This is a genomic window from Boudabousia tangfeifanii (assembly GCF_001856685.1).
GTDB lineage: Bacteria > Actinomycetota > Actinomycetes > Actinomycetales > Actinomycetaceae > Boudabousia > Boudabousia tangfeifanii.
This window is the reverse complement of sequence record NZ_CP017812.1, coordinates 1,881,252-1,899,448: the sequence shown is the minus strand read 5'-3', so window position 1 is coordinate 1,899,448 and position 18,197 is coordinate 1,881,252. Positions and strand designations below refer to the sequence as shown.

14 protein-coding genes are annotated in these 18,197 nt (G+C 47.2%); 6 read left to right on the top strand and 8 right to left on the bottom strand.

What is annotated here, in order from left to right:
* Window positions 1–209: 209 nt before the first annotated feature.
* Window positions 210–1,790, top strand: coding sequence for a glycoside hydrolase family 31 protein (locus tag BK816_RS07760; protein WP_071164997.1), 1,581 nt, complete (start codon window positions 210–212; stop codon window positions 1,788–1,790).
* 393 nt (window positions 1,791–2,183) lie between these two features.
* Here the strand turns inward: BK816_RS07760 and BK816_RS07755 are convergent, their stop codons facing one another.
* On the bottom strand, window positions 2,184–3,479 hold the full coding sequence (locus BK816_RS07755) for an alpha-L-fucosidase (RefSeq protein WP_071164665.1): 1,296 nt from the start codon (window positions 3,477–3,479) through the stop codon (window positions 2,184–2,186).
* Window positions 3,480–3,765: 286 nt separating this feature from the next.
* Here BK816_RS07755 and BK816_RS09700 point away from each other — a divergent pair, with 286 nt between their 5' ends.
* Window positions 3,766–4,920: a 3'-5' exonuclease gene (locus BK816_RS09700; RefSeq protein WP_083379261.1), complete on the top strand. Its 1,155-nt coding sequence runs from the start codon at window positions 3,766–3,768 to the stop codon at window positions 4,918–4,920.
* A gap of 180 nt (window positions 4,921–5,100) precedes the next feature.
* Here BK816_RS09700 and BK816_RS07745 read toward each other — a convergent pair whose 3' ends face one another.
* Entirely contained in the window at window positions 5,101–6,495 is a 1,395-nt protein-coding gene (locus tag BK816_RS07745) for a M20 metallopeptidase family protein (protein ID WP_071164664.1), read from the bottom strand.
* A gap of 470 nt (window positions 6,496–6,965) precedes the next feature.
* Here BK816_RS07745 and BK816_RS07740 point away from each other — a divergent pair, with 470 nt between their 5' ends.
* A complete protein-coding gene (locus tag BK816_RS07740; RefSeq protein ID WP_071164663.1) occupies window positions 6,966–7,418 on the top strand; it encodes a Dps family protein in 453 nt (150 codons plus the stop codon).
* Window positions 7,419–7,568: 150 nt separating this feature from the next.
* Here the strand turns inward: BK816_RS07740 and BK816_RS07735 are convergent, their stop codons facing one another.
* A complete protein-coding gene (locus tag BK816_RS07735) occupies window positions 7,569–8,018 on the bottom strand; it encodes a DUF5684 domain-containing protein (protein ID WP_071164662.1) in 450 nt (149 codons plus the stop codon).
* 112 nt (window positions 8,019–8,130) lie between these two features.
* A complete protein-coding gene (locus BK816_RS07730) occupies window positions 8,131–8,943 on the bottom strand; it encodes a GNAT family N-acetyltransferase (RefSeq protein WP_071164661.1) in 813 nt (270 codons plus the stop codon).
* Between the two features lie 151 nt (window positions 8,944–9,094).
* Between BK816_RS07730 and BK816_RS07725 the strand changes: the two genes are divergently transcribed.
* Window positions 9,095–9,745 (top strand): hypothetical protein, encoded by a 651-nt coding sequence (locus tag BK816_RS07725; protein WP_071164660.1) that lies wholly within the window; start codon window positions 9,095–9,097, stop codon window positions 9,743–9,745.
* Window positions 9,746–10,648: 903 nt separating this feature from the next.
* Here the strand turns inward: BK816_RS07725 and BK816_RS07720 are convergent.
* From BK816_RS07720 to BK816_RS07710, 4 genes are all read right to left on the bottom strand, one after another.
* The gene (locus BK816_RS07720) at window positions 10,649–10,867 is read right to left on the bottom strand and encodes a hypothetical protein (protein WP_071164995.1); all 219 of its coding nucleotides are present in this window, start codon (window positions 10,865–10,867) and stop codon (window positions 10,649–10,651) included.
* Between the two features lie 64 nt (window positions 10,868–10,931).
* Window positions 10,932–11,804, bottom strand: a complete 873-nt coding sequence (locus BK816_RS09180) for a transposase (protein ID WP_083379160.1) — start codon at window positions 11,802–11,804, stop codon at window positions 10,932–10,934.
* 939 nt (window positions 11,805–12,743) lie between these two features.
* On the bottom strand, window positions 12,744–13,295 hold the full coding sequence (locus BK816_RS07715; protein ID WP_156982013.1) for a DUF5684 domain-containing protein: 552 nt from the start codon (window positions 13,293–13,295) through the stop codon (window positions 12,744–12,746).
* Between the two features lie 29 nt (window positions 13,296–13,324).
* Window positions 13,325–14,401: a YdcF family protein gene (locus BK816_RS07710; RefSeq protein ID WP_071164658.1), complete on the bottom strand. Its 1,077-nt coding sequence runs from the start codon at window positions 14,399–14,401 to the stop codon at window positions 13,325–13,327.
* Window positions 14,402–14,520: 119 nt separating this feature from the next.
* Between BK816_RS07710 and BK816_RS07705 the strand changes: the two genes are divergently transcribed.
* Complete coding sequence (locus tag BK816_RS07705) at window positions 14,521–15,684, top strand: alpha/beta fold hydrolase (protein WP_083379159.1); 1,164 nt, start codon at window positions 14,521–14,523, stop codon at window positions 15,682–15,684.
* Window positions 15,685–16,004: 320 nt separating this feature from the next.
* Entirely contained in the window at window positions 16,005–17,990 is a 1,986-nt protein-coding gene (locus tag BK816_RS07700; protein ID WP_071164656.1) for an S-layer homology domain-containing protein, read from the top strand.
* Window positions 17,991–18,197: the final 207 nt, after the last annotated feature.

Sequence of the window (18,197 nt, the reverse complement as noted above, 5' to 3'; positions counted from 1 at the left end):
TAGTTTAAGTTATTTTAGTGATTTTGGGGGCTAGAACTGGAGCAAAAAATCGCCTTTATGATAGGCTTTAGTAATGGTGATACGTATTTCCAAATTTGGGCATTGGGGCCTATGTTCTTAAGCCTCGAGAAGTGTTCTTTTCGGGGTTTTTGTGTTTTTGGGTGTGTGTTTCACGTTTTGACATTTGCAAGCTAGAGGTAGAGGAAATTATGACTGACGGGTCGACTGTAAAGCGCTCTTCTGAGGTGTCGTTGGAGCTGCTGGCGGGGGAACGCTGGTGGGGCGGCGCGGTTGATGATGCGGCGATGCAACCTTATGGGGACCAGAATTTTTCTCGCGACTTGGCGGTTTCGAAGCCGAGCGAGGATGGGATTGGTGCCCCGTCGAACCAGGCGGCACCGATTCTAGTTTCTACTCATGGTCGGAGCGTTAGTAGCGATCGTCCTTTCCGTTTTGAGTTTGCCGATGGCGTTTTGCATGTTTGGGGTCAGGATTTGCGGGTGGTTGATGAGGCTCGCACTTTGGCTGGGGCCTACCAGGATTTGGCGGCGCAGGTGTGGTCGCCCTCGGGTAGCCCGGCCCGTGCCATGTTTGCTGGTCCGCAGTACAACACTTGGATTGAGATGCCGCACCGTCCTACCCAGGAGAAGGTGCTGGCTTATGTCCGCAATTTGTTGGATTGTGGGATGCCTCCGGGTGTGGTGATGATTGACGACATGTGGGCGCGCGATTATGGCACTTGGGAGTTTGATTTGTCGGCGTTCCCGGATCCGGCCCAGATGGTGCGCACTTTGCACGAGTGGGGTTGTGCGGTCATGCTTTGGGTGGTTCCGTTTGTTAGCCCCGATTCGTGGCTTTCGCGCCAGTTGCGTAAGCAGGGTTTTTTGTTGCTGGACGAGGACGGCCAGGTGGCTTTGCGCCCGTGGTGGAACGGTTTCAGTGCCTGTTTGGACCTTTCGAACCCGGAGGCGGTCGCTTGGCTGAAGGGCCAGTTGGATACGCTCCGCAATGATTTTGGGGTGGATGGTTTCAAGTTTGATGCGGGCGATGTGCGTGATTATCGAGTGGCGGATCAGGCTCGCGGGTTGGAACCGGTGGACATGTGCCAGGCGTGGGCCGAGGTCGGTTTGGACTACGAGTTTAACGAGTACCGGGCTTGTTGGAAGATGGCTGGGGCTCCGCTGGCGCAGCGCTTGCAGGACAAGCCGCCTACTTGGGATGGCACCGGTATTGGCGCTTTGATTCCGGAGATGCTGGTGCAGGCGATGATTGGTTTGTCGTTCACTTGCCCGGACATGATTGGTGGCGGCGAGATTGAGGCGATGACTCGTGCCGGCGGCATTGATCAGGAGTTGTTTGTGCGTTACGCCCAGGTGGCGGCTTTGACCCCGATGATGCAGTTCTCGGTTTCGCCGGCCCGCGTCCTTGATGAGGCGCATTTCCAGGCTTTGCGTGTTGCCCTGGGTATGCGCGAACGCTACTTGCCGTTGTTGTTGGATTTGGTGGAGCGTTCGGGTTGCGATGGTACCCCGTTGATGCGCCCTGTTTCTTATCTAGGGGCCGAGGACGGGGGCAGCCTGTCGGACGTGGTGGCGCAATGCCGAGACCAGTTCCTGTTGGGCGATGACCTGTTGGTGGCACCAGTGCTTGAGCCTGGGGCAACGAGCCGCCGGGTGGTACTTCCTGCCGGGCGGTGGCGTGACGTTGCCTCCGGCGAAGTGCATGCTGGTGAGCAGGTGGTGGAAGTTCCCGTCAGTTTGGAAACTTTGCCAGTTTTCGAACGAGCCTGAGCTGGGGGAGCGCGTTCCCAAGTCTTCAAACGAGCCTGAGCTAAGGGAATGCGCTCCAGGGTCTTCAAGTGAGCCTGAGCTAGGGGAGCGTGCTCCCAAGTCTTCAAGCGGGCTTCAAGTTGGGTGACTCCGCAGCTCTCGACTAGCCAGAAGCTACAGAATGGCTCGAAAAAATGGGATTGATTCCCATCCAAAGTTAAGTGTGAGCGCAATCTCTTTATTTGATTGGAATATTTTTCTTGCTGGTCTCGTTGTTTTCTAACGTGCGGGAAAGGTAAAGCAAGCTTTTTGGTTGCGATACCTTTGGTTTGCCGGTCGGATCCTTGTCGTGGTGATCCGACCGGCATTCATTTTTTATTGCCAGTTTTGGCGTTTTGATGGTTTTGGTTGCTGCTATTTGAGGAATAGTTCGATGACTGGCAGGGCGACTTCGGGGCGTTTGGTGGGCAGTCGTAGGCTGAGGGTGCCGGCTGGTTGCCCACCAGGCTCGGTGGTGAGTGCTTCCTGTTCTGGGTCGTATTGTTCCCATTGGATTTGTGAGCCGTCGTGGAGGAAGCGGGCGAAGCTGACTTTTTCTGCGCTGTTTGGCAGGTGGAGGTGCCCGAAGGGGTAGCGGTCGAGGAATAGGTAGAGCCGGTTGCCTCGTTGGGTGGCGGTCATTCCGGCGGGAATCATTTCGGGGTGGCTGGTTTGTCCGGCCCCGATGATGGCTTGCTGGTGGAGTTCCATCCATTCGGCGATTTCTTGCAGGGTTTTCCGATCGTGTGGGGTGATGTTGCCGCGCCCGTCGGGCCCAATGTTTAGCAGCAGGTTCCCGTTTTTGGAGACGGTGTCGGCCAGCATTTGCAGGATCATTTCGGTGCTCTTGAAACGAGTATTGTCACGGTCGTATCCCCACGATCCGTTTAGGGTTTGGCAGGCTTCCCAGCGGGCGGGTTCGCCCTCGACCAGCATGGGGGAGGTGGGCTGGTACTGTTCGGGCGTGACGAGGTCGCCCTCCAGGTCGAGGCGGTCGTTAACAATCATTCCGGGCTGCAACTGCCGGCACATGGCTAGGAGCCCGTCAGAGTCCCAGTCGTTCCGGCCTTTGCCAACCCAACCGTCGACTTCCCACGGGTAGGAAAAGTCGAAGAACAGGTAGTCGAGTTTCCCGTAGTTGGTCAGGAGTTCACGTACTTGTGCGTGCAGGTATTCGCGGTAGCGCCCCCAGTTTTTCTGCTCGTTTTGTTCGCGTGCGTCTGGGTCGTCACGCCGAGGATGGTTGAAGTCGATGGTGAAGTCGGGGTGGTGCCAGTCTACTAGCGAGTAGTAGCAGCCCACTTTAAGCCCTTCGGCACGCAGGGCTTCCACCCACTCGCGTACCAGGTCTCGGCCACACACCTTGGGTGCGGTGTAGTCGGTGAGCTGACTGTCGAACAGGCAGAACCCCTCATGGTGCTTGGTGGTTAAGACGGCATAAGACATGCCCGCAGCCTTCGCCGCCCGAGCAATCTTACGCGCATCGAACAAATCCGGGTCAAAAGCTTGAGTCAGTTGCTCATAGTCGGATACCTGGGTTTTCTCGCGGGTCATCACCCACTCGTGCCGCGCCGCCACCGAGTACAACCCAAAATGCACAAACAACCCAAAACGCCCCGCATCAAACCACGGAGCCTCAATAAAACCAGGGGAACTAAAACGTGCCGGCATCAGTGCTCTTCCTTGTGAATCAGCTGTAAAGTCTTGTTAAGAGGTTGAATAACAAGAACTAGAAACAATATCTATAACGAGAATATTTTATCCTGTGATTGCCGACCACAATATAAGTAAATCTACAACTAGGAGAGTATTGAAAGTTGAGAAAAACTATTCAATCCGAGCGAATGAAAATGTAAAAGTAATATAATTCGACGGCAGCCAAATAATTCAAATGAATGTTTAGTTTTCGAACAGATTCACGAAAAGCAAGTCGAAAAGTGATTGAAAGTTGAAGGTTATGGGATTACTGAAATGGCTAGAAAAAATAGTTAATGGCAGTACGAAGGTCACAACACCTACTCAAAATAATTCTGATAAAACTTATTTGGCTCGCATGGGCGCGTATCAAGAGACTGCTCCTGCGATTTCTTGGATCATGCCTAAATATCAGGGGCGCGATATTTGCGATTGGTGCGATGAGGTAGCACGTCTGAAACGAGAGAATAAACTTGAAGAAGCGTTAAAAGTGGCTACTGGATGTATGGAATCTATGACTTCGGTGGCCATAAAAAATCCAGAAAATCGTATGGAGTATTACGTTACTGAAGTAGCGATTATTCAGCATAAGTTGAAGGCGTTTTCAGATGAAGCCAGGGTGATCGAGAATTGGTTGTCGCTTGGTATTACTCCTACTGATCTTCCTATCTATTTAGAGTTAAAAAAGCGTCTTGCAAAAGCAAATGAGATGTTAGCTAAAAAGGAAGGGCGAGACGCTAGTGTCTATACAGAAGAATGGAAACGACTGGTCGAAGAGCTTAAAGTAGCTAAAGCAAATAAGCCTAATAACTCAGGCATTTGTACTGGACGATCTCGAGCTAATCCTGGGACAACTTATAAAAAGCCTAAGAGTAGGTACCACTATATTCCTTCCGATACGGAATTATTGATGCCTGATTTCGTTGCAGTAGACTTTGAAACTGCCAATAAAATGGGTGGCGTTTCGGCATGTCAAATTGCTTTAGTGAAAGTCAAAGGGGGCCAAATAGTTGACCGTTTTAGTAGTTTAATTAAACCCCCTGTTGGGTGGGATAGATTTGAATTCACCTATTTGCACGGAATCAGGGCAAGAGACGTAAAAAATGCTCCTTCGTGGTTGGAGTTAGTGCCTTTCGTAGATTCATTTATTGAGGATTTGCCTGCGTATGCTCATAATGCTCAGTTTGATTCAAAGGTTTGGCGTGAACTAGATGAGTATTATTCAACGAAGACTCACCCACAGAATTTCTATTGTTCATATCTGACAGCGAAAAGAATTATTCCAGATTTAGAAAACTATAAGTTGCCTACAGTTCTAAAGGAATGCGCGCCATCGTTTAGACTAAATCACCACAAGGCAGATTCTGATGCCGAAGCTTGTGCGATTATCGTAACTGAACTTCAACGTAGGCTATAGCTACTAACCTCTCGAGATAGTTTCCCACAATCATAGAGAAAATAATGACAATTATTCCGACAAGGGCTCAGATTCGAAAATTCGCCTTAACTATTCTGAATATCTAATCTTCTAGATATGGCTCAACAAAAAGTCATTTATCGAGCATTCAAATGTTCGGCAGCAAAGTTGTAACTATATCTAGCCAACCTCGCCAGATAAGTGCGCCAAAGCCATTCTCAGGCAAACCTTGGCGCCGACTTCTAATGCTTCGTCTTGTGCATAGAAATGTGGTGTATGTGTTGGACTCGAAGCGCTTAATGCTAGCCTGTCGAGATCAACAGAGCCGTTTTTGGGGTATTCACAGTCTTGCACCCCTAATAGAATCTCGACTCCTCCGAATTCGTTTATGAGTTCGCTGAAATCGTCTGATTTGAAGCTAGGCATCGACTCAAAAATATTATTTTCACCAACTACATCGACCAAAACTGGATATGCTTCCTCAACAATGTTTGAAGTGTTTTTCAGTTCAGGAATGTGCTGATCAAAAACTACCTTTGATTCGCACCGAAAAGCGTTAGCTGATTCTTCTGCAATCCGTTCAAGTTCCGTTTTGAAGCAGTTAAACTCATCCACATCGAAGTAATGAATTTTTCCCCAGGCTGCGGTTTTGGTTGGGAGCAGGTTAAAACGTCCTCGATCCCAGAAATGTCCAAAGTAAGCAAGAAAACTATCTTTATTCGTACTTCTCTTTTTCAACTGTTCAACCTGAGTTAAAAAGGAAGCGAGTGCAGTAACTGGGTCAGGTGTACGCTCAGGTTCAAACATATTTGTGTTCATCGTAGCGTCGAAAGCTACATTGACTCGGGTTGAAGCGGCAAACTGTAAACCTTTTCGGCAAGATAAAGTGCCAGTAGGTGCAGGAGCCGACTTGAGTGAAAACGCCATGGTAGGGGCGTTAATTTGCAGGATGCCATCCAATAAAATCTGACGCGCGCTGTTCAGTTTTTTCTTTAGATAGTCACCTTCGCTCCCTGCTTGGAAAAGTAAAATGACTTTCCCGCGGAAACGATCACGAAATTCGCAAAGAATCTTTGCTACCCCAAGAAGAATGGCAATATGACAGTCATGGCCCGATGCGTGCGAGATGTCGGGCGAGTGCGGAAGCAGCGACATCTTCTTGGAATATCGTCCCTTCCAAGCATGGCTTTGACGAATGGGTAAGGCATCCATTTCGGCACGTAACAATATTGCTTTGCCCTCGCCACAGCCATTGATAATTCCAACTACGCTATTACCAGCAACATCAGATTTTATTTCATCTACGCCAAAGTCAGACAGTCTATGTAGAACATAAGCAGCAGTCTTATCCTCATTATTCGATAGCTCAGGATGCTGGTAGAAATAATGACGCCATTTAATCATTTTGGGCGTTATCTGAGAAAGAAGCTTAGAGATTTCTCCATCAGAGGCAAACATTGCTTGCCAATAAGAGTCAGGTTTTTTCTCGCTGCTAGGCGGATGACTAGAACTGGTGAAAATACCATTGCCATCACTGCAATCAGAATAATTAGAATCGGCCCTTAGAGTACCCATGGATTCATCCTAGAGGAATTCTTTGGAAAGTTTTCGGGCGATTTTAATAAAGCTAAATCTAAGAACATTTATAGCGTTGTCCCGCTTACTAAGAGTTGGCAGGGCAACGCTATAAATACGCCTTTTAACGAAGTAAAAGGAAATAATCAATTCCCAACAGCCTATCAGAGGGAAAGATAATCTATGCCTTCCATTTTAACAGGGCCCCGAGCTCCAAAACCGACAACACAACCAAGACGCTTCCAACACAGTTTTATGACACTAATCATGATTAATGTGTGAAACTTGGCTAGTAGCTGAAAGAATAGCTTTTTAGGATCAAACCTACTATGGTAGTAAATGTAGTCCTAAGAAGGAATCGTTAAATCCGCAGAAACACTAGTAAAAGTAGCGGTTCGATACAAGCTTTTCAATTCAACTTTGGTGACCTAAAGGTGGCCAAACCAGACATTTCATAGAAAGAAGGAATCATGGCAGTAAATGAAGCCGTAGCAAAGGCAATGCAGCAGGCAGTTGTGGACCTAAACGCTCTCGCTCTACAGGGCAAGCAGATCCACTGGAACCTACAGGGTAAGAACTTCCTTTCCCTCCACGAACAGCTAGACACCGTAGTTGATTTCGCTCGCACCTCGTACGATGAGTTCGCTGAGCGCCTCGTGGCCATCGGTGGCACCCCAGACGGTCGCGCCAACACCATCGCTGACACCTCCGTTCTGAAGCCACTCAAGGAAGGCTACATTAACGTAGACGAAGCCTACCCAATCTTCGAATCCGCCCTCATGGACGTTGCCGCCGAAATGATCAAGCACATTGACGCAGTCGACGAAGTAGACCACCTCTCCGCAGACCTACTCATCTCCACCGCCCGTGAGCTCGAAAAGACCGCCTGGATGCTCCGCGCAGAAATGGGCAAACTAGGCTGAACCCAACACCCAAGCCCCTCAACAAAGTCGAAATAAACTCGGCTGGCCGAGGGCGCCCGGTGTGAAAAACTAAGACAAAAAGTGTGGTGGCATCCCAAACGGGATGCCACCACACTTAATTGAAAATCATCCGCTCAGTTCATTGGGAAACTAGCTTAACGAAATTGGAAACCTTTGAACTCCCTTATATTGATATTTTTCATTTAAGCCAATGAGTGTTAGGCCGATAGAAGGGAAGAAAAACGTTAGAATCGCAAGTAACTCATTGGCGTTAAATGCTTGCGCAAGCTTAAAAGCGAATATTATCGCAGTAATAAAATTGATAATGGGGATGAAGAAACCGATTGCGAATTTCTTGCTACCAAATATGATTTCGCTAATGATGAAGAGTCGATAGAAAGGAATAAATGCTTTCCATTCTTCAAAACCAACTTTTTTAAATACTAGGTAAAACCCTAAAAATGAGAGTATGAATAATAGAATATTGGTTACAAGCCATGTGGAGAGGGCGAAATATTGTAATTGCCGAAAGAAATACTTGAGTAGGTCCGTTTCATTTTTTATTTCGTCGATATTGTCTAAGTTCAGAATAAAAGGCATTGGTAAATCTCTAACTTTAACTTTGGGGTGAATAATACTTTTATATTTTTACTTTAAATAAAGTGTTTATGCAAAGTATATGTGTGCAAGTGGGAAAAATTGTACTTTGAGACTAACGAATCTGACCGTAAAAACGCTTAACCTCATACACATAAAGCTCCTCACGCTGCTCATCCGTCCAGCGAGAAGTCACCGCCATACGAGTAGGACTACCACCAGTAACGCCCGCAGCCCTCTTTCCTAATTCGGCAACCTCAGCCAAAGTGCCACCCCAACGACCAGGAGCCAAACCCTCCTCACGCTCACGCGAAACAGTCGAATCCAACCAAGACTCAGCATTAGGAACCACCCGCAGCAGCAAATCGCGCCCCCACTCTAGGCGTCGGCTCTGATCAAAATCCTTGGTCGGACGAGGAAGCAACCACAAAAACGAACGCTTATCCTCAAAAACCATGTACGGCTCTTTCGAGCATTCAAAACCAAACTTTTCATGCAAAGCCACAGCCGCCTGCTGCGACTGCTCAATCAAATTCATCGCAAAATCAACACTCGTATCGCGCCAAACCCGCTCCAACAACAAAGGCAAAACCTGCGACGCAATACCCTGACGACGCAACCTCGGCACAGTATTAAGGCCAATCTCCGCCCAATTGCCATTCACCATGTAATGCGCATGACCCACCGGCTCACCAGAACCCTCATCAATCACATAAAAATAGCCCTGCACATCACCCGGCAACGACAAACGACGTTCAATCCAATCATCCCAACGATCCTCGGACCAATCAAAACAACCAGTCTCACGATCGTACGAATCATTATCAATCGGCCAACCAGCATTAAAAGACATCATCTCCGGGTCAGCCAACCAAGCCTGACGAACCGAAAACTCCTCACGCGTAGGAGTACGCAAAACAAACGACACAAAAACCAGCCCCTTTATGGAGAAAATAAAACTGACAACGTCAAAGATAAAACTAAGCTTCGTAAAATGAAATAACCAATACTAGATTATATTTTAATGTGCTACTCTATCGGTAATAACTAAATTGCTATGCGCATGTGAAGAGGTTCTAATGGAAGATTATGGCGAGATTTTGGCATATGGCATTCTGCTCAGTATTATTTTGGCAGTTCTAATAGCTTATTTCGTTATTTATCGTTCGGAGAAAATGGAATTGCTGCCGTTGTCTCCAGAAGAAGAAGATTTTAACAGAAAATTTGAATCGATCAGACAAACTCGTTTGGGGTTGAACTTTGCTAAGCGTGGAACCTTAGGGAGTAGATTTTATAAAAGAGCGGCGTTTTTGGAAAGATATTTATACAAAACTGAGTCCAAGGAAACCGTTGCATATTTTTCGGGGGACAGTCGATCTTTAGAACTTACTAAATTTCAGTTGAGGGTAATAAATCAAAGTAATAACAGTGTTTGCGCAGTCTATGACCTTAGAGAAGTGAAAGTATACCTTGGAGGAGTGGGGGCTAGAACTTCTCTGGATATTTATATGGGAGGACAATTAGTATCTCAAGTGATTGAGCCTAGTGTTGCATCTTACCCATCCATTGCAGAATTTAAGTGTGAGGTTGATTACTATCAAAGTAAGTACTATGACTCATTGAACGAAGTTGAAAGTCACAGGAGGAATGCTGAATTTTTAGAAAGTGAGGCTGAGGAAAGGGTGAAAAGGCGCTCAGGTGCCTCGTTCGAATCAAATGAGGATGAATAAATAGTAGTTACCTAAAGCTTGTGAAGCGCGAAGATAACTTCATTGATTTGTTAGCTTAGTGCTGACCTTGTGTACCTTTCGTTCATACTAAGTTAGTCTAATATTTACGCTAACTTTGACCAGGTTAGTTCGTGTTGTTGAATATCTGTAAGTTGTTGTGTGTCTAGTGGCTTTTATTGCTTCTAAATGATGTAGAAAAACTCTATGCTAGAAATGAAAGGATGAAGCTAGATTACGGTCTAAAGCCTTTTTCTTATCTCTAGATACCAGTCTGTAGTAGGGGCGTAGTTTGTATTGTTAAAATAAAATTTTTCCGTTATGTAATCATCGTTTTTGCAAAACAGTACTTGCAATGGCGCTATTCGTTACTCTGCCTGAAATGTAATGGAACCACTGCTAGCTGTATTTGAAACCGCTGTTAGGACGCTAAAATCGTTCATGGAGTATTTAGCTTTTCAGAGAACTGAGATAGCAACAAGCTAGAGTGTGGAAGAACTTTATGCAGAGATTATAGAAACTCGTGGAAAATATAGCCAGTAAGCCCCTTGGCCTTGGGAGATGAAGTTTTTAACTATATTTTATTGATAGAGTTTATCCTGGTCACCAAGTAGTGTAAGGCAAATGTGGAACTAAAACCGCGGCCCTACGCATCGCTTTTACAAACAATGATGGCAAGTCGGCAGCACTCATTTGGTGTCGACCTAAGAATGGATACAGGGCTAGCTATGAAAATTTCTTCTCATGCATTAGCCCTAAAAAATAGTTGTCGTCGATGGAAGAAAGCAGTTCGCTAGATCCAACCGCATGCAACTAGTAGCCCTCTTTCTGTGTCTATAACACCGAGGCGCTAAAAAATAGGGTTGTAGGACAAATTTGGTGGGTTTTTTTGTTTTAGTATTGGTTTCAGGGTGCTTTGTTGGGGTCGCTTAGGTGTAGTTCGTACCATTGGATTGCGGTTCCCCAGCCTGCGGGGTGTTGTTGGTTGGTTTGGTTTTGGTGGATTTGCTTGTAGTAGTTTTCGATTTGTTCGTCGGTGGGCCATTGGGTGAGGATTTCGGTTTCTCTTAGCGGGTTTTCTACCATGCGTGATAGTAGGAACATGCAGGTTTTGATTTGCCTCATGAGGCTTTGTCCGCGGTGGTTGCGTAGTGCGGAACGGAGTTTGGCGTTGATTGATTCAGCTGTGTTATTTGTGCTTGGTAGGTGCGAAGTTTCCTTTGGATCTAGTGCAAGGAAGGTGAAGAGGAGCTGTTTTTTGATCAAGGTATCTAGAGTGCTTTTGGCTTGTACTAGGCGTTTGTGGGTGTAGTCGTATTGACCCGTATTCGCCTAAGGTTTTTTCGGCTAGGAAGGCTTTGTAATAGGTTTTCCATAGCTGGTAGGTTTGCAGCCAAGTTTTGGCCTGTGCGATTGTTTTTACTTTCGGGAGTGCTTTAGCGATACGCAATAATGCTTTTCTAGCGTCGAGTTTGGGGGTTTGGGTGGTTTTGGTAGCAACGTTGTTATAGACGTGGAAGAGGCAACGTTGGTGATGTGTTTGGGGCCAGCACTTGCGTTTGGCTCTAGCAAATCCGCTGCCACCGTCGGTGATAACCATTTTGGGTGGGGCGATGCGGGAGAGAAGGTCTTCATAGCTGGCGGTGCATTCTCTTCTTGCTAGGTGCCAGGTAAGGACCGTGGCTTTGGAGTCAATGATGGTTGAGACAATCAAAAGGACCGCGTTTTCGCTCTTTCGTTTACCTATACGGTTTTGGTGTCCGAGGTAGATCCCGTCAATGAAAATGTAGTTGAATACTTCATCTACAGTGGGGCTAACTGGCCAGATTTTCCAGAACTTTTCAGATTTTCTGCGAAACGTTCTCCCTGCCCCAGGCAGATCTGATTGTGTGGTTTTTCCGCCTAAGTAGTCGAGAAATGTTTTGAGTTGCCTAACTGTGGTATCAACACGTCTAGCAGTGTTAAAACGGCAGTTAGGGCAACGATAACGAGTAGCACCGTTACGGGTGCCGTTTTTGTGCATACAATGATTACATAGCGGGCATATTTTATTTTTAACCATACAAACTATGTTCCCGCTAAAGACTGGGGTCTAGAAGCTTAAACAGCATTCTAGACCCCAGTCCAGTTTCTACTTTTCCCCACTATACCAACGAAAAAAAGGGAAAAAACCCACCAGTTTTGTCCTTTAAGTCAAACTCAACAAACTGAGTCTAACCCCAACTTTTACCTGTAATAGCAACGAAAAGCCGAAGAAAATCCCACCACTTTTGTCCAACCAAACACTCGATTAAAACGAGTCCAAATCCGACTTTCACACACAATACCAACGAAAAAAAGGAAAAAACCCACCACTTCTGTCCTATAGCCCAAAAAATAATCAATATTCCAAACTCGAAGCCGGCAAAAGTGTTCCTAGTGATTAGTAAAGTACTACTTTAAGCTAAAGTTCGCTGAACAAATATCATCTAGCTCTAAACTTACGAAGTGTGGAAAGGTGTCACATAGCCTATCTGGAAAATTTCCCAAAGAAAACGGTCAACATGACTACAACCGGAAACGTCTACCTAAAGCTCGGAAACACCCTCAATATTCTGAACAAAAAAGAACTATTCTTCCCATTCTTAACTATGAATCCCAGCCGAGTGACAACTACCCAATATAAATAATAAGATTACAAATTTGTCAACGCCCAACTCTGCAGTTTACTGCTCTACCACTGCGGTCAAATCAAATAGATAAATCAATGCAGAGTTGTTCTTATTCTCAATACTGGTGAAACAATTACTTGAAGGAGTGCGAATTCTCCCGATAGTCTACTGGGTGGCAAATACAAAACAAACATCAGCAAATCCACCAAAGCAAAATAGATCAAAATGGCTCGTTAGCTACAGCAACACCATCCAATGGTAAGCGCTGCACTTCATCGATATTAACGAACGCGGTCGGACCTATGATCGAAAACTAGTATATTTGTTCTATAGTCCGATTTTTCGAAATATCAACTCACAGATTTTAGGTACTTTTTGTTTTCAAACAGGAAAATTCTCGACAATAGTGGTTTTGACCAGTCGGCTTTTCCAAAGTACGGTTCTTGAAATCCTACATACTTAAATTTAGGGTGAAACGCAACGAGAATCGTGATGAGTGGGGGAAATAATATCGCGATCTTTCCTAGTCTTGCGCTTCCTCCAAAGGCTAATGCAGTTTTGTAGGTGAGCAATGCTACAAAATAAAGGTTGTAAAATGGAATAAAAAGGCAGAAAATGAGAAGTCGGCTTCCAAAGACAATATCGCACAAAAATGCAAGTCTGACCCAAGGGAAAAGTGCGAAAAATGGACTGTAGTTTGCTTTGATGAATAATACAAATATAGCGATAGCCCAGATTCCGTAGGTGATGAACATGATTGCAGTCAGTATATCAAATATGTCGTAATTTCCCATCAGAATGCCACCTTTTAATTCTTGGCTCTTTTCATAAATAAATACTAGAACAAATACTTGGCTTTTTAAAGTAAAAGAATGTGTTGTTATTTTGTTGTAATAATTCATCCAAAGTGTTTAAGAGCTAAGGATCTTGGTTATGCTTCGATGCCACCAAGGGTAGTGACCGAGATGATTACGCCCGCCAAATACAGCAGGGTGCAGACGCCCAAAATGATCGCGTGAGTGCGGCGAGACATGTACAAGTAGCCAATAAATTCGCGGATAAACGCATTGATGGAGAAATAAATCTTCGTTTTTGCCCCATAACCAACACACTTGACCCGATGAGCCCGAGCCACCAACAGAGCCCGAAACACATGGTAAGAGTTCGTCACGACCGCAATCCTAGGCGCACGCAGGTCAGCTTTTTCCCAATCCTGGAAAATGATCCGCTGCGAGAACTGCAGGTTCTGGTCTGTATTGACACTACGATCCTCGATCAAAATCCGATCCTGCGGGAAACCCAACTCTTCAACCGCATAGTTAGCCATCGCAACCGCCTCGGGCAAAAGTTCGTCAGGGCCCTGCCCGCCGCTCATTACCAGCTTTGCCGAGGGACTACGCTCGGCTAGCTTCACCCCGCGGCGAATCCGCGAAGCCAATAGGGGAGTGACTCGATCTCCGGCCAAACCGGCCCCCAGCACCACCAAATAATCTTGGTTCTTCTTACGCCAATGCCAAAGGTTCGCCATCGCCGCGAAAAAGAAACCAGAAGCCACAAACGCCAGATAAAACAGAAGCAGATTCACGTAGGTGACAAGGTAAACCCAGTTCGTGCCCCTAACTAGGTGGGAAATGCGAGGCATGAAAATCCACCAAAAGGCGATGGCCAAACAAGACCCAACCGCTAGGGCGTGCGCCAATGAAAAACCCTCTTTGGCAATCACCTTGAAACCATTGGCAAAAACAAAGAAGTACAAGAAAATCGGGAAAATCGTCAACGCCAGAATGACAATAACCCCAAAAATGGTAAATAGGGTGTACCAGACTTCCATTCCCTCAAGCCGATCCCCAATCCGGAACGCCATTACGGCAGAGACCACCAACACGGCAAAGGCCAAGGCTTCAATCGCAAAACCAAGCAGGATGGAACGAGGTTCAACCAGCCAAATCGTTGCCAGAACCGCAGCGGGCACCAAAAGCGCTAAAGCAATGAGGGGTAAAAAATACATGAGCACATTCTAAAGCTTGCCCGCGCGCCCTCGGCCTCGAAAAGCAAAAAAGGCAGAAAGTGGGAGCAAGGGCATGCTCGAAAACTACTTCCCCCAAACCATTGCGGTAAACTAGCGGCATGAGTGCAAGCGAGAATTCAGGGTTGAAAATCGACCTCACTGCGGACCTGGCAGCAGCCAAAGACGGCTACGAACCAGACATCCTCGGGCCCGGATTCGTCGCCCGCACCCTCGAACTTCAAGACGACGATGAGGGGCCAGTTGTTGCCACTCTCGTGCGCTACGACCCTAAAGCGGACCCCGAAGCGATCGAGCCAGACGGCCCTGTACCCACCTTCAACCTGCTTTACGTGCACGGCTGGAACGACTACTTTTTCCAAAAAGAACTCGCCCGCAACTGCGCCACCATGGGGGCACGCTTCTACGCGATCGACCTACGCAAATACGGCCGCTCTTTGCGCGAGGGCCAAACCTTCGGTTACGTTGACACCCTCGACACCTACGACGAGGATCTGCACGCCGCCATCAACGCCATTCAGGCAGGTGACCTAGCCGAGGTCGGTCGGGTGCGGCCACTGGTGCTAATGGGACACTCAACGGGTGGGCTCACTGCCGCCCTGTGGGCCGACCGGCACCCCGGGTCCCTCGCCGGACTGATTCTGAACTCGCCCTGGCTGGAGCTGCAAACCGCTGCCTCAATGCGCGGAGTCTCCCAACCCTTTGTCGAACGCCTGGCCGCCCGTTCGCCGTTTAGGGAACTGCCTTTGGGTGGTGGCCCAAACTTCTACGGCATGTCACTTGCTGGCTGGCAAGAATCCGACGGCCCGCTCCCGCCCGAACTTGAGGCCTGGCCCGACGATCCCGCCAATACCGGCTGGAACACCAACCCGGAATGGAAAAAGCCGGGCGGTGCCCCCACAAGGGCCGGCTGGTTCAACGCCATCCTCACCGGGCACGCCAAGGTCGCTGCCGGACTCGACATCCACTGCCCGGTATTTGTAGGGATCTCAATCGAATCCGCTTCGGGGAGCGAATGGCACCCCATCATGCGACGCCAAGACACCGTGCTGGACGTCTCGGTCATCGCGCTCCGAGCCCTCAACCTATCGAGGTCCGTGACCCTCAACCGCTACGACGGAAAACACGACCTCGCCCTCTCAGACCCCGACGTGCGCCCCGAATACTACGCGGATTTGCACCACTGGCTCGGCGCTTTCGTGCGGGCCGAGGACGGGAGCCGGCTCGCTACCCCCGGACGGAAAGAATACCCGCTCTGCCCATAGCAGTGTTAGATGTGGCTTAGTTTTTTTCTGCGCGAAACGGTCGCGATGATTAAATAGTTTTGGACTTGTTAAGGCGGGTTTTTCTGCGTAATCACGCTATTTTATTCGGTAGATCGCCATTGATTTTCGTGACGTTTTGTTTGATTGTTTTGCCCATTTTTTCACATTTTTATTAAATGTTTTCTCTTGGCAGGAAATTATTTGTTGAGAGTTATATGGTGAGTTCTGTTTCAGCTTTCTGTTTGCTGGCTCACTGTCATCTTTTGGGTGGTGGGGTGGCTGACGGATGGTAGTCCTCTGGTTTTGAAGGAATCTTTGTTATGAGAAAAACTGCTGCTGTTGCTGCGTTGGCTACTTTGACTTTGGGTGCTAGCGTTTTTACTCCACTTTCCGCTCCTGTTGAGGCGTCTGCTGCTGGTGGTGGGATTGAGATTGCTAGGGCTCCGCTAACGGGTGGGAAGTTTGTGGATGTTTCTCGTGAGACTTTGTTTTCTGGTGAGATGGCGTGGTTAGCTAACGCTAAGGTTTCGACTGGTTGGCCTGCTCGTGGGGGTCGGGCTTATCGTCCGTTGGCTAATATTGAGCGTCAGGCGATGGCGGCGTTTTTGTATCGTTTGGCTGGGATTGATAAGAGTGGTTATCGTCCTCCTTCGCGGGCGACGTTTAAGGATGTGCCAGTTGGTTCTCAGTTCTTTAAAGAGGTTGAGTGGATGGCCGCTACTGGGATCACTAAGGGGTGGCCTGATAAGTCTTTCCGTCCGCTTGGTCCGGTTAATCGTGATGCGATGGCGGCGTTTTTGGCTCGGTTTGTGAAGAAGTATCCGTCTAAGGTTTCGCGGGCGATTGTGGAGTTGGGTGCTCCTGGTAGTGCTGTTGGGAATGTGTTTGTTGATGTTCCTGTTGGTACGCAGTTTGCGGCTGAGATGGAGTGGTTGAAAAAGACTGAGATTTCGACTGGTTGGGTTCGTGCTGGTAAGCGTTTTTATCAGCCGGTTACCCCGATCCACCGTGATGCCATGGCCGCGTTCCTCTACCGTTTGAAGAACAACAAAGCCGCCACCCCAACAAAGCCAAAGCCTACGCCGGCCAAGCCCAAGCCAGCACCTGCGAAGCCTGCACCGGTAAAGCCTGTACCGGCAAAGCCAGCACCTGCGAAGCCTGCACCGGTAAAGCCTGTACCGGCAAAGCCGGCACCTGCGAAGCCTGCACCGGTAAAGCCTGCTCCGCAACCTGCGAAGCCATCGCCTGTGACTCCAGTACCATCTCCGGAAAAACCGGCCGCACCAGAGAACAAGGCTCCTAAGTGGTTGCCCCTGGTGAAACCAAATGTAAGCGATCAGGAGCTCAATGCTGCGCGCAAGACAGTTCGTGAGAAGTGTGAGTTCGAAGTTAAGTACGGTATTTTATATTGTGATTTAAAGACTATTAATAAGGCTTTATCGTTTGCTATATCGGAACGTTTCAACGAGATCAATGCTAAGGGAGCTCCAACGAAGGAATATCGGGATAATACTGGTTTGGATCGATATGCTTCAATATATTTGTTTGTCGATAAACTTAGCCCAAATGCGGAGGATTATGTTCTTCCAAATGTTGCAGAGTTTAGAACGATTATTGATTATGAAGATCCAATTCGAGTTTTTCCTGATCTAAACTTGCCCAATCTACGCAAGCTAGAGTTGGTTAGTCGTAATAAACATGCGGTTAAGATTCCAGATTTTTCTCATCTGCCAATCTTGAGTAGGTTAGATTTGGATGCCTTTAGTGATGAAGTAGTTCCAAACTTTTCACATTTGAATAATCTTGAAGCGCTTTTCTTTATGAACTGTAAGAATCCGAATACTAAAAAATTCACCCATCTTTCAAACTTGAAAGATCTAAGTTTTAGCTTGTGTGACTTTGATGGAAAAATGGATTTTTCAAATTTTTCAAACCTTGAGTCTCTAAGGTTCTATGGGGCTGAGTTTAAGAAGGGGTTGAAATTTGTTGCTTTACCGAATCTGAAGGAACTGATATTTACGGCAACGGGATTAAAACAAGTGCCAGATTTTACAGAGTTTCCAAATTTGGAATCTTTGTACATTGAGGATGGCGCTATTGCTGATGACGCGATTAATCCCATTCCAGATTTTAAGCATATGCCGAACTTAAAGGTGTTGGGCCTTTGGACAAGTGGGATTAAAGAAGTTCCAGACTTTTCTCATCTACCAAAGTTAGAGTTGATCAATCTTGAAGGTAATAGCTTCAAGACTTGCCCGAAGTTTACTCATCTGCCTAAAGATGTGAAGATCTACAAAGACTGCTGAGATTTGATTAAGCTTCTGCATTGAAGTCGCAGCGGGGTGCAGTATCTATTTTGATACCGCACCCCGTTTCGTTTGTATTAGTCGCGTTTTCGTGACGTATTGTTCGATTGTTTTGCCCATTTTTTCACATTTGTTTTAATTGTTTTCCCTTGGCAGGAAATTTTTTGGATCTAGTAATAGGGTGATGCTTGTTACATCGTTTTGGCT